14 protein-coding genes and 2 tRNA genes are annotated in these 15,200 nt (G+C 71.8%); 10 read left to right on the forward strand and 6 right to left on the reverse strand.

All coding sequences use genetic code 11. From position 1 onward, the window contains the following. The coding region (locus VFZ70_09705; protein HEX6256072.1) for a CHAT domain-containing protein at nucleotides 1-1,704 on the forward strand (1,704 nt) is incomplete at its 5' end. An 11-nt stretch (nucleotides 1,705-1,715) separates the two neighbouring features. Here the strand turns inward: VFZ70_09705 and VFZ70_09710 are convergent. Together VFZ70_09710 and VFZ70_09715 are read right to left on the reverse strand one after the other, a co-directional pair. Next, a tRNA-His gene (locus tag VFZ70_09710) sits at nucleotides 1,716-1,792 on the reverse strand. Nucleotides 1,793-1,832: 40 nt separating this feature from the next. Next, nucleotides 1,833-1,905, reverse strand: a tRNA-Arg gene (locus VFZ70_09715). 48 nt (nucleotides 1,906-1,953) lie between these two features. Between VFZ70_09715 and VFZ70_09720 the strand changes: the two genes are divergently transcribed. After that, nucleotides 1,954-2,721: a rhomboid family intramembrane serine protease gene (locus VFZ70_09720; GenBank protein ID HEX6256073.1), complete on the forward strand. Its 768-nt coding sequence runs from the start codon at nucleotides 1,954-1,956 to the stop codon at nucleotides 2,719-2,721. 15 nt (nucleotides 2,722-2,736) lie between these two features. On the opposite strand, the gene VFZ70_09725 is transcribed toward VFZ70_09720, so the two are convergent. Continuing rightward, a complete protein-coding gene (locus VFZ70_09725) occupies nucleotides 2,737-4,104 on the reverse strand; it encodes a glucose-6-phosphate dehydrogenase (protein HEX6256074.1) in 1,368 nt (455 codons plus the stop codon). A gap of 95 nt (nucleotides 4,105-4,199) precedes the next feature. On the opposite strand from VFZ70_09725, the gene VFZ70_09730 reads away from it, so the two are divergent. Next, nucleotides 4,200-5,861, forward strand: a complete 1,662-nt coding sequence (locus VFZ70_09730) for an alpha-amylase family protein (GenBank protein HEX6256075.1) — start codon at nucleotides 4,200-4,202, stop codon at nucleotides 5,859-5,861. 59 nt (nucleotides 5,862-5,920) lie between these two features. Here VFZ70_09730 and VFZ70_09735 read toward each other — a convergent pair whose 3' ends face one another. After that, nucleotides 5,921-6,442: a methylated-DNA--[protein]-cysteine S-methyltransferase gene (locus VFZ70_09735; GenBank protein ID HEX6256076.1), complete on the reverse strand. Its 522-nt coding sequence runs from the start codon at nucleotides 6,440-6,442 to the stop codon at nucleotides 5,921-5,923. Next, complete coding sequence (locus VFZ70_09740; protein HEX6256077.1) at nucleotides 6,420-7,907, reverse strand: AlkA N-terminal domain-containing protein; 1,488 nt, start codon at nucleotides 7,905-7,907, stop codon at nucleotides 6,420-6,422. The genes VFZ70_09735 and VFZ70_09740 overlap by 23 nt, the downstream gene beginning before the upstream one ends. Nucleotides 7,908-8,029: 122 nt before the next feature. Here VFZ70_09740 and VFZ70_09745 point away from each other — a divergent pair, with 122 nt between their 5' ends. The 4 genes from VFZ70_09745 (at nucleotide 8,030) to VFZ70_09760 (ending at nucleotide 11,100) form a co-directional block, all read left to right on the forward strand. After that, entirely contained in the window at nucleotides 8,030-8,794 is a 765-nt protein-coding gene (locus VFZ70_09745; GenBank protein HEX6256078.1) for a 3-hydroxybutyrate dehydrogenase, read from the forward strand. A gap of 92 nt (nucleotides 8,795-8,886) precedes the next feature. Beyond that, complete coding sequence (locus VFZ70_09750; GenBank protein ID HEX6256079.1) at nucleotides 8,887-10,071, forward strand: DUF1707 domain-containing protein; 1,185 nt, start codon at nucleotides 8,887-8,889, stop codon at nucleotides 10,069-10,071. A gap of 112 nt (nucleotides 10,072-10,183) precedes the next feature. Continuing rightward, entirely contained in the window at nucleotides 10,184-10,693 is a 510-nt protein-coding gene (locus VFZ70_09755) for a histidine phosphatase family protein (protein HEX6256080.1), read from the forward strand. Nucleotides 10,694-10,758: 65 nt separating this feature from the next. Further along, on the forward strand, nucleotides 10,759-11,100 hold the full coding sequence (locus VFZ70_09760) for a rhodanese-like domain-containing protein (protein HEX6256081.1): 342 nt from the start codon (nucleotides 10,759-10,761) through the stop codon (nucleotides 11,098-11,100). 15 nt (nucleotides 11,101-11,115) lie between these two features. On the opposite strand, the gene VFZ70_09765 is transcribed toward VFZ70_09760, so the two are convergent. Next, a complete protein-coding gene (locus tag VFZ70_09765; protein ID HEX6256082.1) occupies nucleotides 11,116-12,795 on the reverse strand; it encodes an MFS transporter in 1,680 nt (559 codons plus the stop codon). 134 nt (nucleotides 12,796-12,929) lie between these two features. On the opposite strand from VFZ70_09765, the gene VFZ70_09770 reads away from it, so the two are divergent. From VFZ70_09770 to VFZ70_09780, 3 genes are all read left to right on the forward strand, one after another. Then, nucleotides 12,930-13,880: a diacylglycerol kinase family protein gene (locus VFZ70_09770; protein ID HEX6256083.1), complete on the forward strand. Its 951-nt coding sequence runs from the start codon at nucleotides 12,930-12,932 to the stop codon at nucleotides 13,878-13,880. A gap of 49 nt (nucleotides 13,881-13,929) precedes the next feature. Further along, the gene (locus VFZ70_09775; GenBank protein ID HEX6256084.1) at nucleotides 13,930-14,454 is read left to right on the forward strand and encodes a MaoC family dehydratase; all 525 of its coding nucleotides are present in this window, start codon (nucleotides 13,930-13,932) and stop codon (nucleotides 14,452-14,454) included. 199 nt (nucleotides 14,455-14,653) lie between these two features. Then, nucleotides 14,654-15,196, forward strand: a complete 543-nt coding sequence (locus VFZ70_09780; GenBank protein HEX6256085.1) for an acyl-CoA dehydrogenase family protein — start codon at nucleotides 14,654-14,656, stop codon at nucleotides 15,194-15,196. Nucleotides 15,197-15,200: the final 4 nt, after the last annotated feature.

Here is a 15,200-nt window from a genome sequence, read left to right on the forward strand (position 1 = left end):
CAACGCCGCGTCGGCTGGCGCGCCGCGGCGTCGCTGCTGCGGCTGTCGGCACAGGTCGCATCCGGCGGAGGCGACGCCGCCATCCTGCGGAACCTCCGCCGGCTCGAACAAGAGATGGCCGAGATCGGCAACGGGCGCGGTCGCGTCGAGGCCGCGCACCTGTACGGGGAGGTCGCTGCTGCCCGCGGTAACGACACGGCCGCGGTCGCGGCCTTCGATCGCGCGGCACGGATGGCCGGGCGTGGTACCGCGGTCCTGCGGCTGCAGGGGTACCACGCGGCGGCGCGGAGCGCGGAGATCACGGCTGATGCGCGACGCATAGGGCAGGTGTGCCGGCGCGGTCTCGACGAGCTCGCCAACTACCAGGCCACGTTTGCGTCGGTCGAGTTGCGCACGCGCGCGGCGGCGCACGGCCGTGTCCTGGCCGAGATCGGGTTGCGCTGCGCGCTGCGCTCCGGTCGTGGGGAGCAGATCTGGAACTGGATCGAGCGCGGGCACGCGACGGCCTTCGTCGGAGGGCGCACGCCCTCGGACGAACGCCTCCAGGAGCTGCTCGCGATGCGGCGCGCCGACGAACGTGCGCTGCTGGACCTGCCACCGGATGCTGCGTCCGATCGTGCAGACGTGCTGCGTCGCGTCCGTGCGGCCGAACGTCGCATCCGCAGCGCGAGCTGGACGCTGAAGGGTGGCCCGGACGATCTGACGGCGCCGTCGGTTCGATCCATGCGCGAGCTGCGGGCCGACCTCGACGATCGGCTGCTGTTGCAGTACGGCGTCATCGACGGGCAGATCCATGCGGTCGCGGTCACAGATCACGGCTTCCGGTGCAGGATGCTCGGCGACCTCCACGAGGTCCGGACGGCGGGTCAGCACCTCGCGTTCGCGCTGCGCCGGCTCGCGCAGCCGCGATCCGCCGGCGCCGTCCGCGCGGCGTTTGCGAGCGCGGACGACTCACTCGATCGGTTGCGTGCCCAGCTCGTCGATCCGTTCTCCGACCTGGTGCCGGGTATCGGCGAGGTGGTCGTGGTCGCGCAGAACCAGCTCATGGCCGTCCCCTGGGGGATGCTCGGTCCGCTGGCGGACCAACCGCTGTGCGTGGCGCCGTCCGCCACCGCCTGGCGGCGCAGCACGCGACGGGAGCCTGCCGGCGACCGGGTGGTCCTCGTCGCCGGCCCCGACGTCGAGCACGGGACGGCGGAGGTCGACGAGTTGGCGGGCATACATGGGCGAGCGCATGTGCTGGCCGATCCGGACGCATCGTGTGCGCAGGTGCGCCGCGCTGCCAGCGGGGCACGGCTGGTGCATGTCGCGGCGCACGGGACCCTCCGCGCGGACAGCCCCACATTCTCCTCGCTGGTGCTCAGCGATGGCTCGCTGACGCTGCACGACCTCGATCAGATGGAGGCCCCGGCGCACCATTGGATCCTGGCGGCCTGCGATCTCGGTCGTCCCGGCACGTTGGCGGGGGCCGAGCTGGAAGGCGTGGTGGCGACGGCGCTGGCCGGCGGTACAGGTGCGCTGGTCGCGGCCGGTGTGTCGGTGCCAGACCTGTCGACCCGCCGGTTGATGGTCGAGTTGCACCGCTGCCTGGCTGAACAACGCTCACCTGCCGCCGCGCTGTGGGTGGCTCGGCAGGCGGTCGACGCCGACGACCCCACCGACTTCGCCACGTCGGTCGCGTTCTCGTGCTACGGCGGCGGGTGAGGATGCCGGGATGGGGTGACCGACGGGAATTGAACCCGCGACCTCCGCGACCACAACGCGGCGCTCTAACCGACTGAGCTACGGTCACCATGGGTGGTGTTGCAGCACGCCACGATAACACCGACCTGCGCGCCCGGGAGGATTCGAACCCCCGACCTTGCGGATAGAAGCCGCTTGCTCTGTCCCCTGAGCTACGGGCGCATGGCGGCGACGCCGACGCGTAGCGTAGCGCCGCGGCACACTTTCGTGATGGCCATCCCACTGGGCGACTTCAACCCGACGCGTCGCCGGGGCGTGGTCACGCTGGTGCTCATCGCGCTCAACGTCTGCGTGTTCGTCCTGTGGCAGCCGTGGGGTGGCGACGTCTGCGAGCAGAGCGCGTTCTACGCCCGGTGGGGCGCGGTGCCCGATGAGATCATCGAACGCCATCCCCTCGACCAGCGCGAGCTCGACACGGCCGTCGATCCCCGGTGCGGGCTCGAGGCGATGTCCGACAAGAGCGTCGCAGGGTCGGTGCTGGTCGCGATGTTCCTGCACGGTGGCTGGTGGCACCTGCTCGGCAACATGCTGTACCTGCTGGTGTTCGGAGACAACGTGGAGGACCGGCTGGGACGCGCCGAGTTCCTTGTCTTCTACCTGGCGTGTGGTGTCGTCGCGACCGTGATGTTCGCCGCTGCCAATCCGACGTCGACCATGACGCTCGTGGGGGCATCCGGGGCGATCGCCGGTGTCCTCGGCGCCTACCTGGTCATGTACCCGACGGCACTGGTGCGGGTGTTGATCCCACCGTTCTTCATCCTGCCGCTGCCTGCGGTCGTGGTGCTGGGCATCTGGTTCGTGCTGCAGATCTTCACCGACCGGGTTGCGGGGCAGGCCGGCGCCGACATCGCCTACCTCGCGCACGTCGCCGGCTTCGTCGCGGGCATCGTCTTCACCCTGATCCTGGGGCAGCGCCCGCAACGGCCCCTGCCGGTCGGCTACCGGCGGCGCCGAGGACGGGGGTACGGGTCCGGCTGATCGCCGGCACCCGCGTCACCACTCGGGGTTGGTGCCCGCCTCGTACGTGCGCATGGGCACGACGTCGTCGGCCCACGCGTCGGCGACAGGTTGCATGATCCGCCACGCCTCCTCCGCCTCGTCACCGCGCACAGCCAGCGTCGGATCACCGCGCAGGACGTCGAGGATCAGGCTGGCATAGGCCGGGCGCGGCGGCTCGGGCAGCGCGGTGTCCAGCGTGACGGGCTCGAGTCCGATCAGGTCACCCTCATCGTTGATGTTGAGGTGCGCCTCGAGAGCGGGCGGGTCGAGTCCGATGCGCACGATGTTCGGCGTGCAGTCCTCTACGTCGGCGAACACCGCGTGGGGGACCTGCCGCAGGTGGATGACCGCCTCGGCGCGCTTCGTGCCCTGCGCCTTGCCGGAACGCAGCGTGAACGGCACGTCGGTCCAGCGCCAGTTGCGCACCGGCAGGGTGATCTGTGCGAGCGTTTCGGTGCCGCGAGCCGGGTCGACGCCGTCCTCGGCGGTGTAGTCGGGCACCTGGCGGTCGCCGATCGTGCCCGCCGTGTAGCGGGCCCGGACCGTGTGCTCGCGGATCCATGCCTCGTCGGGCGTCGGGATCGCCCGTAGCACGCCGAACCTGGCGTCCCGCAGGTCGCGGTCGTCGAACGACGGCGGGGGCTCCATGGCCAGCAGACACAGGATCTGCAGCAGGTGGTTGGCCAGCATGTCGCGCAGCGCGCCGGCCCCGTCGTAGTAGCCGGCACGTCCCTCCAGTGTCAGCGTCTCGTCCCACGTGATCTCGACGCCCGCAATGTGGCCGGCTTCCCACAGCGGCGCGAACAGGCGGTTGGCGAAGCGGATGCCGGCGATGTTCTGCACGGTCTGCGAGTGCAGGAAGTGGTCGTTGCGGAAGATCGTGACGTCGCCGAAGCGCCTGGCGAGCAGGGTGTTGAGCTCGCGGGCCGACGCCAGGTCGGTCCCGAACGGCTTCTCGATCGCGATCAGGCTGCCATCGGGCACACCGGCGGTGGCCAACGCCTCGAGGGTCGCCCCGAACAGCGGCGGGGGCAGCGCGACGTACGCGACGAACGGCCCGTCGATCTCGCCGATGGCCGCCGCGACCGCGTCGCTGTCGGTCACGTCGGCGATGGCGTACGCGAGGTGATCGGTCACCCATGCGCGGACGTCGTCGTCCTCATCGGCATGCTCGTCGAGTGCATTGCCGGCGTGCTCACGGAACCCGGCGTCGTCCCAGTCGCGCCGGTCGACGCCGATGATGCGCAGGTCGTCCGGCAGGGCGTCCTCGGCGCGAAGGTGCGCGATCGCCGGCAGCAGCAGGCGCGCTGTCAGGTCCCCGGCCGCGCCGAAGATGATCATTCGTGTGTGAAGATCCGACATGGTGCAGGCTCCTTGGGCGCGTCCGGCGTGTCAGATGCCCTGCGGGGCAAGGTCGAAACGCACGAACCGCCGGGACGACGATGGGAGGAGCGACGATGGTCAGCAGCGCGATCAGCGACGTCTGGTGGAAGAACGCGATCGTGTACTGCCTCGACGTCGAGACATACATGGACGGCGACGGGGACGGGGTCGGCGACTTCCGGGGCCTGACCGAGCGCGTCGACTACCTTGCCGGCCTCGGCGTCACCTGCGTGTGGCTGATGCCCTTCTACCCCAGCCCGAACCGCGACGACGGCTACGACATCACCGATTTCTACAACGTCGATCCGCGGCTGGGGACGCTGGGTGACTTCGTCGAGTTCCTGCACGCCGCACGCGAGCGCGGGATCCGGGTGATCACCGACCTGGTCGTCAACCACACGTCGCACGAGCACCCGTGGTTCCAGTCCGCCCGCAGCGACCCCGACTCGCCGTACCGCGACTGGTACGTGTGGCTCGAGGAGCGTCCCGACGACGAACGGGACGTCATCTTCCCCGACGTGGAGGACTCGAACTGGGAGTGGGACGACCAGGCGCAGATGTACTACCTGCACCGGTTCTACGCCGAGCAGCCCGACCTCAACGTCGGCAATCCCGAGGTCATCGACGAGATCCACCGCATCATGGGCTTCTGGCTGCAACTCGGCGTGTCGGGCTTCCGCGTCGATGCCGTGCCGTACCTGATCGAGGAGACGGCCATCGAGGAGGAGATGCCCGGGGATCCGCACGTCCTGCTGCACGACATGCGGCGCTACCTCGACCGCCGTCGTGGAGATGCCATCATGCTCGGTGAGGTCAACCTCGACCCCGGCGACCGTGAGGCGTTCTTCGGCGACACCGGCGACGAGATGACCGGGCTGTTCAACTTCATCCTGTCGGGCGCGCTGTTCCTCGCGTTGTGCGACGAGGACGCGACGGTGCTCGCCCGCCACATCCGTGACACGCCGAAGCCGCCCGATCTGTGCCAGTGGTTCAACTTCATCCGCAACCACGACGAGCTGAACCTGTCGCGCCTGCCCGACGAGGAGCGGGAGGTGGTCATGGACGCCTACGCCCTCGACCACGACGTGCGGATCTTCGACCGCGGCATCCGTCGTCGCATGCCCCCGATGCTCGATGCCGACGAGGAGCGCATGCGGTTGATGTACAGCCTGCTGCTGACGTTGCCCGGTGCACCCGTGCTCTGGTACGGCCAGGAGATCGGCATGGGCGACGAACTGTCGCTGGAGGGCCGGATGGCCGTGCGCACGCCGATGCAGTGGTCCGGTGACGCGTCGGGCGGCTTCTCGACGGCGGCACCCGACGATCTGGTCCGCCCGATGGTGTCGGCGGACGGGTTCACCCCAGCCGAGCGCAACGTGCTGGATCAGCGCCGGAACCGTCGATCGCTGCTCAACTGGATGGAGCGCGCGCTGCGCATCCGCAGGGAGTCGCCCGAACTGGGATGGGGCACGGCGACCGTGCTCGACGTCGACGACCCGGCACTGCTGGTCACGCGCGTCGACTGGGAGGAGCGCACGATGATCGTCGTGCACAACCTCGCCCGTGACGAGCGTGCGGTCGCGGTGCCCGACGCCGGGCGGTACGGCACCCTGACCGACGTGTTCAGCGACCGCGACTACGAGGCGCTGGACGGGGCGTCGACGTTCACCATCTCCGGTTCCGGCTACCGGTGGCTGGCCGCCGTGCGCGCGGATGACACCCCACATCTGCGATAGCCCGTCATGGCCCGCCCGGCACGCGCGGGCGACACGGCAGCTGGGTGGCCGGGCGCGGCTCAGCCGCCGAACACACCCACGCGGTCCGCCACCTGTTCGTGACCGAGGAGCCAGCGCTTGACGTCCAGCCCCCACGCGAAGCCACCGAGGCCGCGATCACGACGAACGACGCGGTGGCACGGAACGAACAGTGCGCTGGGGTTGGACGCGCACGCGCTGGCCGCGGCACGCACGGCGGCCGGCCGGCCCGCCCGCCGGGCCAGTTCGGTGTAGGTGACCACCTCACCGGCCTCCACGCCACGCAGGGTGGTCCAGGCGTCGGTCACGAATGGCCCCGAGGTTTGCCGCACGGCGACACCCGCCGGCGCCGCGAGGTCGCCGTCGCAGTAGGCGAGCGCCGCGTCCGCGGCGGGGGTGTGGCCCGATCGTGCCACTGGTGCATCCGGGCGCAGGTCCCCAGCGATGCGTGACAGCAGCGTTGCGCGATCCTGTGTCCAGCCGGCGGCGAGCACGGCGTCGTCGTCGTCGGCGATGACCGTGAACGGTCCGCCCGGGGTCTCAGTGGTGATCCAGTAGCTCACGGCAGGTCCAGTCGTCGTCGGGTCGTGCCCACAGGTGCATCACGGCGTACGCCCGCCAGGGACGCCACCGTTGGAGTGTGGTGTCGTGCTCGTCGGGTTCCACGCCGCGGACACGCAGCGCACGGCGGACGGCTGCGTCGCCCGCGGGATGCGCGTCGGGGTCGTGCAACGCACGCATGGCGATGTAGCCCGTCGTCCAAGGTCCGATCCCTCGCAGCCCGGACAGCTCGGCGACCGTGGCGCGTGCATCGGCGCCCGGGTCGAGTCGCAGATCGCCACGCGTGACGGAGGTGACCAGCCGGCGCAGCGTGGCGCGTCGGGCGGCGGGCATGCCCAGTGCGTCGACGGCGTCGGCGACCGCGTCGGCGGTGGGGAAGTGGCGACCCACGTGCGGGTCCGACAGACCGGTGTCGTCCCCGGCCTCGGCCACGAGCGTCGCCGCCAGGTGCCGTGCCGCGGCGACGCTGACCTGCTGACCAACGACGGCGCGGACGGCCAGTTCCACACCGTCGACGGCACCCGGCACACGTCGACCGGGGACCCGGCGAACCTGGGCGCCGATGACCGGATCGTCCGACAGCGCCGTGGCGATGCCCGGGGCGTCGGCGTCGAGGTCGGCCAGCCGGCGACAGCGGTGGATCGCAGGACCGAGGTCGCGCAGGTCGGTCAGTTTCAGATCACAGCGCAGTCCCGTCTGGACGGCTGTGAGCGTGGCGACGCCGGCGCCGTGGGGCAGCCGCAGGGTGCGGTGGAAGGCGGTGCCGTCGTGGTGCTCGACGCCCGGGACGGCGCGCGCGCCCAGGAACGCCAGCACGCGGTCGCCGGCGAACGGCGCACGCGCCGGCAGGTGCAGGGTCACGCACCCCGGCGCCGCCGACCGGTCCCCGCGTGCGCGCTGACGCAGATCCCGTGGCGTGGTGGCGAACACCTCGCGGACCGTGGCGTTGAACTGGCGCAGGCTGCCGAATCCCGCGGCGAACGCGACCTGGCTCATCGGCAGGTCGGTCGACTCGACGAGCAGGCGCGCGGTCTGCGCCCTGTGCGCCCGTGCGACGGCCAGCGGACCGGCGCCGACCTCGGCGACCAGGTGGCGTTGGAGCTGTCTGCGACTGTAGCCGAGCCGTCCCGCCAGACCGCCGACGCCCTCCCGATCGACGACACCGTCGGCGATCATGCGCATCGCCCGGCCGACGACGTCGCCGCGGAGGTTCCACTCCGGAGAGCCCGGCGACGCGTCAGGTCGGCACCGCTTGCATGCCCGGAACCCTTCGCGCTGCGCGGCCGCCGCCGTGCGCAGGAACCGCACGTTGCTGCGGCGCGGCACGATGGCGGGGCAGCTCGGGCGGCAGTAGATGCCGGTGGTCCGCACGCCGACCACGAACCAGCCGTCGAAGCGCGCGTCGCGGCTCGCCAGCGCGCGGTAGCAGCGGTCGAACTCCAGGGTCCGGTCCACGACGGTCGTCATGGCGTCATGATGGCATGTCTGTGCGCGGGCGTTGGCGGGAATCGGACACCGGCGTCGGACGCGTAGAGTGCGCTCGCCGGTGGAAACGTCAGCGGTGACAGCGACGCCCCACGGAGGTCCGCGTGGACATCCCGAGCCTGACCGTCGACCTCTCCGACAGGCGCGCCCTGGTGACAGGCGCTGCCAGTGGCATCGGGCGCGCGTGCGCCCGCCGGCTCGCCGCCAGTGGCGCGCGGGTCACGATCGTCGATGTCGACGGGGACGGTGCCGCCGCGGTCGCCGACGAGGTCGGCGGCGATGCCGTGACGGCCGATCTCACCGACGCGGCCGCGTTCGACACGCTGCCGACCGACGTCGACATCCTCGTCAACAACGCCGGCATACAGCATGTCGCGCCGGTGCAGGAATTCCCTCCGGACCGGTTCCGGCAGATCTGGACGCTGATGGTGGAGGGTCCGTTCCGCCTGGCGCGGGCGGTCGTGCCGCACATGTACGAGCAGGGCTGGGGTCGCATCGTCAACATCTCGTCCGCGCACGGGCTGCGCGCCTCGCCGTTCAAGTCCGCGTACGTCTCGGCGAAGCACGGGCTGGAGGGCCTGTCCAAGGTGCTCGCGCTGGAGGGCGGCGAGCACGGCGTGACGTCCAACTGCATCTGCCCCGCATACGTCCGCACGCCGCTGGTCGAGAACCAGATCACCGACCAGGCGGCGACGCACGGCATCAGCGAGGACCGCGTGCTCGAGGAGATCATGCTGACCGAACCGGCGATCAAGCGCCTGATCGAACCCGATGAGGTCGGTGAGCTCGCGGTGTTCCTGTGCTCGCCGGCCGCGGCGTTCATGACCGGCAGCTCGCTGGTCGTCGACGGTGGCTGGACGGCGCGGTAGGTCCGACTGCAACGGTCCGGCGGCGTCGACGGCAGACATCCGGACCGCAGGTCTGCTCCCGGCCGGGGCCCTGGCGACCTATGATCGCTGGTGTGAGCGGTGGGGCCTCCGCAGCGACGCCCGGACCCGAGCGGGAAACCGGGCAGACGAACCCTGCCACCGACACCGAGCCGACCGCCGACCCGTCGACGGGTGTGCCGCCACCACGGCAACCTCAGTCGCATCCGCCCACCGGTGCGACCCACCGCGACTTCCTGATCACGTCGACGGAGCGCGACGCCGCCGAGGCGCGCCTGCACGCCGCCTTCGCCGACGACGTCCTAGGGTTCGACGAGTTCGGCGACCGCATGCGGTTGGTTTTGGCGGCCCGCACGCGCGGGGAGCTCCACGCCGCCCTCGCCGACCTGCCGACCGTCCCCGGCCCACAGCGCGGCACCGCTGGTCGCCCGCGGGGTCAGCCCGCCCGCACCGGCGGCTCGGCCATCGCGATCATGTCGCGGGTCGAGACGCGCGGTCGCTGGCGCCCGGCCGACTCGACGACGGCCCTCGCCGTGATGGGCGACGCGCTGATCGATCTGCAGGGCGTCGAGTTCCAGGGCGACGTGCTGGTCATCAACGCGATCTCGGTCATGGGCGACGTCGAGATCGTCGTCCCGGAGGGCGTCGCGGTCGACCTGCGCGGCCTGTCGGTGATGGGGAGCCGCACGGTCGAGATCGACGGCGACGTCGCACCAGACGCCCCCGTCGTGCGCGTCGACGGCGTCGCGGTGATGGGCGATGTCACCGTGCGCCATCCGCGTGCGAGCGAACGTCTCTCATCCCAGGACGGCAGAGGATCCTTCGCGGACCGCGTGCCGCTGCGCGCCGCCGACCCGGCCGCCGTTCGCCGTGAGCGGGGGCAGGCGTGGCGGACGAGCGCGCGGCGGTGGCTCGCCGGGCTCCTGGTGGCGGCGGCGTTCGCGGTCTCCGTGGGGTGGGCCGTCACCGCCGACGATGTCGCGAGCGCCGCGTTCGGCTCGACCACCGAGACGGTGTCCGCCGCGCAGCTCGAGGCAGGGGACACGAGCGTCGGGACGCTCGTCGCGTTCGGGTCGGTGGAGATCCGTGTGCCCGAGGGGGTCACCGTCGAACGCGACGGCGTGGTCGTCTTCGGATCGACCGACTGCGCCCCCTGCGGCGCCGCGGCACCCGCCGATGCGCCGACGGTGCAGGTCCGCACGATCGGTGCGTTCGGGAGCGTCGACGTCGTGCGGATCCCGTCCGCCGGATCGGGCTGATCCCGGCAGGTGGCGGCGGACGCTCCCGGCGTTGCCGCGGCCCGGCCGCGCGGCCGCCCCGCCACGACAGTGTCGTCACTGCCGTTCGCGCCGCGACGGTACCGTACGTCCCATGCCCACCCTCCAGGTGCTGCGCCACGCGCAGGCACAACCGTTCGCGCGACGCGACCACGACCGCCGGCTGACCCCCGACGGCGCCGCGGACGCGCGCGCCGTAGGCAAGGTGGTCGCCGCGTCCGGTGTTCCGGACCTCGCCCTCACCTCCACGGCGCGTCGGGCCGTGGAGACGCTGCAGCTCGCCATGGACGGTGGCGGCTGGGAGACCGATGTCACGGAGCTCGACGCGTTGTACGGCGCGGCCCCCGACGAAGTCTTCAGCGCGCTCGCCACGACGGCCGGCAGGCGGGAAACGGTGCTGATCGTCGGACACGAGCCGTGGTGCTCGGGGCTCGTCGGTGTGCTGACCGGCGCGCAGGTGCGGATGGCGACCGCGACACTGGCCGTCATGGAGGTCGGACCCGGATGGGACGGCATCGACCCGAGCTGGTGCTCGCTCACCACCCTCGTGCCGTCGTGGGTGGCAGGTCGGGTCAGCGACGTCACGTCAGGTGCGTCGCGCTGACGTGACGCGATCGACATACGGCGGCGCTACCGTGGCGCGGACCAGATCACGGAGAGGAGCCGGCTGTGTTCAACCGCGTCCCCGATGTCGACGTCGCGCAGGCCCAGAAGCTGTTGGCCGACGGGGCGATGCTGCTCGACGTGCGGCGCGCTGATGAGTGGCAGGCGGGCCACGCGCCGCAGGCGCTGCACGTGCCACTCGACGCGCTTCCGCAGCGCATCGGCGAGGTGCCCACCGATCGCCGGGTGGTCGCGGTGTGCCGGTCCGGCGCACGGTCCGCGCGAGCTACGAAGTTCCTGCGTGGTCAGGGCGTCGACGCCGTCAACCTGGACGGTGGCATGCAGGCATGGGCACGGTCCGGCGGCGACGTCGTCGGCGCGGGCGGTCACCACGGCTACATCTCCTGAGCATCCCACCGGCCGTCAGCCGTCGGGCGCGTCGTCGGATCCCGGTCGGTCCCTCCCTCCGTCCGTCGCGTTGAGCTGTTGAGGGCGTAGCGGCGCCCTCCCGTCCACCTGCAGCATGTGCCAGGTCGGCGGCGGCGTGTCGCCCGCGTGCAGCTGCCAGACCCGTTCCTCGAGCGCGCGGTCGGTGGCGGAGATCAGCTCGTGTTGCCGCAGGTGTGCCGACCACGACCGCACGACGAACTGCTCGACGAAGCGGGACGGACGGTCGGTGTCCTGGAACAGCTCCCAGCGCGTGGCCCCGGTCCGCCGCCGCGCCGGTTCGAGCTGCTGGCTGAGCCGCAGGAACTCCTGGGCGTCGTCGGCGTCGACGGTGTACTCGACGGTCACCAGGACCTGGCCGCGGGGTGGGTCGTCTCCCAGGTCCGCCGGCGTCGGGCCGGGATCGCCGACCATCGACAGGTCCAGGCGTGACAGGTCCGCCATCGGCCAGCGCAGACGGGTCAGCAGTCCGAGCGCGACCCCGGCGGCACCCGACAGCAGTGCCGCGCGGACGCCCCACCGTTGCGCGACGGCACCCCAGATGGCGCCACCGCCGCCCATGCCGATCATGAAGACGGTCTGGAAGGCCGCGAGCCCGCGGGCCCGCACCCAACCCGCGACCGCCGTCTGCGTCGCGACGTTGAAGCTGGTGAGCAGCGCGATCCACGCGATGCCCCCCACGGTCATCGCCAGGTACAGCACGCTGAGCGACCGCACCACCGCCACGGTGGCCATCGTCAGCGCGAACAGGATTGTCGCCGACGAGACAAGCGTCTCGGGCGACAGGCGTTCCTCGACCCGGTCGCGGATGCCGGTCCAGCCGACCGTGCCGATGCCGAAGAACGCGAGCAGTGCACCGTAGCCGGTCGATTCGAGCGACAGCTCCTGACGGGCGACGATCGGGATCAGCGCCCACAGTGCGCTGCCGCTGGCGATGAAGGCCGCCGTGCGCACCAGCACGGCGGTCATGTGCGGGCTGAAGCGCACGAACCGGACACCCGCGAACACGGCCTCGCTGACCCGCTCCCGGGGATCGGGCGCCTGCGGTGTCGGTCGCCGCCACCGCGCCAGGACCACCAGAGCGCCCACGAACGACAGCGCGTTGACCGCGAACACCGCGCCGGGGCCCGCGCCGGCGATCAGCACGCCGGCCAGCGCCGGCCCCGCCGCACGGCCGATGTTGACGACCACGCCGTTGAGCGCGACCGCCGCGGGCAGCTGCCGAGCCGGCACCAGGTCGTCGATGACCGCCTTCGATGCGGGACCGTTGAACGCGAACGCCAGCCCGAACAGGAACGTCAGCGTCAGCAGCAGCGCGGGTGTCACCAGACCCATGAAGGTCGCGGCAGCCAGCAGCGCCGCGGACACCATCATCCCGGTCTGTGTGGCCAGCAGGAGGCGCCGACGGTCGACGACGTCGGCCAGGGCACCGGCGAACAGGCCGACCATGGCGACGGGCAGGTACGTCGCCGACTGGACCAGCGACACGACCAGCGGGGAGTCGGACAGCGAGGCCATGTACCAGGCGGCGCCCACATTGCCCATCCAGGTCCCGACGTTGGACACCAGCGCGGCGACCCACAGGTCGAGGAACGGACGCTCGCGAAGCGGGCGCAGTGGTCCCTGCGCGTGCTCACGACCGGTCGCGGTACCCATGGCATCTCGCTCGAGCCGTCGGCTGGCGGCGACGCGGGCACGTCGCCGTCAGGGCATTGTCTACGGTCCGGGCGACGTCCGCAGGCGACCTGCCGGCGTCGCGCGGCCGCCGAGGCGCGTGGCACCATGCGCCCATGACCACGCCACCGCGCCGCCTCGTGGTGGCGGTCAACCCGGCGGCCGCGTCCGGCCGGTGGACCGCGGCCTGTGACCGCATCGTTGGCCGGCTCCGCGCGGGTGGGCACCACGTCGAGCTCCTGCGTGCCGCCGACTGGGCGGCGTTGCACGCCATGGCCGTGGCGGCGGTCGCTGACGGGCCGCGGGGACGGCCGGACGCGCTCGTGGTCGTCGGCGGTGACGGGATGGTCCACCTCGGCGTGAACGTCGTGCCTCGCACCGGGGTCGCGCTCGGTGTCGTGCCGACCGGTTCGGGCAACGACACAGCCCGTGCCCTGGGGCTGCCCCGCGGTGACCCCGACGGCGCGGTCGACACGCTGCTCGTCGCACTCGACCGTGGGCCGACCGTCGCCGACGCCGGCCGCGCCACCGCGGCTGACGGCAGCCGGACCTGGTTCCTCGGCGCCTTGAGCGCGGGCTTCGACGCGCTGGTCAACGAACGCGCCAACCACCTGCGATGGCCGCCGGGACGGTCCCGGTACGTGCGGGCGCTGCTGGTCGAACTGCTGTGGCTGCGGCGCATCCGCTACCGGCTGGAGATAGACGGCACGCGCACTGACACCGACGCCGCGCTCGTGTGTGTGGCCAACGGGCCGTCGATCGGCGGCGGCATGCGCGTCACGCCGGACGCGTTGCTCGACGACGCGCTGTTCGACGTGCTCGTGGTGCAGCCGATGTCCCGTGCCGCGTTCCTCCGGGTGTTCCCGAGCGTCTACCGCGGGGAGCATCTGCGCGACCCGCGGGTGCGCGTGGTCCGCGCGACCCGCGTGCGCGTCGATGCTGACGGTGTGGTCGGCTACGCCGACGGGGAGCGGGTTGGACCGCTGCCGCTCGACCTGGAACTGGTGCCCGGAGCGGTCGCCCTGCTCGCCCCGCCGTCGGCGCCCGCGCTGACCGGCCGCCACTGAGTGCCCCGGCCGTGACTACGCTCACAGGGAAGACGACGCGGGAGACGACGTGGCGCTGATCGACGGGTGGCAGGGTCGCTGGTTCGAGGATCTTGCGGTGGGTGACACGTACCGGCACCCGCTGGGTCGGACGATCACGTCGACCGACAACGCGTGGTTCACCCTGCTGACGCAGAACACCAACCCGATCCACTTCGACCACCACTACGCCGCGCAGACCACGTTCGAGCGGCCGCTCGTCGACTCGACGTTCACCCTCGCGCTGGTCACCGGGCAGAGCGTCACCGACGTGTCCCAGCACGCACTGGCCAACCTCGGCTGGGACGACGTCAGGCTGCCGGCGCCCGTGTTCGAGGGTGACACCATCTACTCGCAGTCCACGGTCACCGCCGCGCGCGCGTCGCGGTCGCGCCCCGACGTGGGGATCGTCACAGTGGCGACCACCGGGTACAACCAGCACGGCACGACCGTCATCACGTTCGAGCGGACGATCATGGTGTACCGACGCGGTCACGGGCCGCAGCGGCCACGGCCGGAGCCCGACCACACCGCCGTGGACGACGCCGCGTCGTGACGCCCGTGGATCACGACGACCTGCGCCGGGGCGTCCGGGATGTCTGCGGCCGTCTTGGTGACCGGTACTGGCGCGACCTCGACGCCGACCGCGCCTACCCTGACGCGTTCGTCGCGGCGATGACCGACACTGGGACGCCGGCACCGACACGACGGCCATCACGACGTTCGCCGAACGGCGCGGCGACCAGTACGTGGTGATGAACCACCTCACCAACGAGGTGGCCTTCCGTGACGTCGTCGTGCCGGCGGAGAACCTCATCGGTGACGAGGGCAGCGGGTTCCGCCAAGTCCTCGACGGCATGAACGCCGAGCGCATCCTCGCCGCCGCCGAGTGCGTCGGCGACGGACGGTTCTTCGTCGACCGCGCGACCGGACGTGCACGCGAGCGCGAGGTCTTCGGCCGACCGATCGGGCGTAACCAGGGCATCGCGTTCCCCATCGCCTCCGCGTACGCCCACATCGAGGCTGCCGCGCTCATGGTCGAGCGCGCCGCCGGCCTGTTCGACGCGGACGAACCCTGCGGCGCCGAGGCCAATATGGCCAGGTTGCTGGCGGCGGACGCCTCCTGGGAGGCCGCGAACACGGCCGTGCAGACCTTCGGAGGGTACGGCCTGGACGCCGAGTACGACATCGAGCGCACGCTGCGTGAGACCCGGCTGTACCAGGTTGCGCCGATCTCGACGAAGCTGATCCTGGCGTACCTGGCCGAGCACGTCCTCGGGCTGCCGCGGTCGCTCTGACGAC

Source organism: Euzebyales bacterium, assembly GCA_036374135.1.
Classification (GTDB): domain Bacteria; phylum Actinomycetota; class Nitriliruptoria; order Euzebyales; family JAHELV01; genus JAHELV01.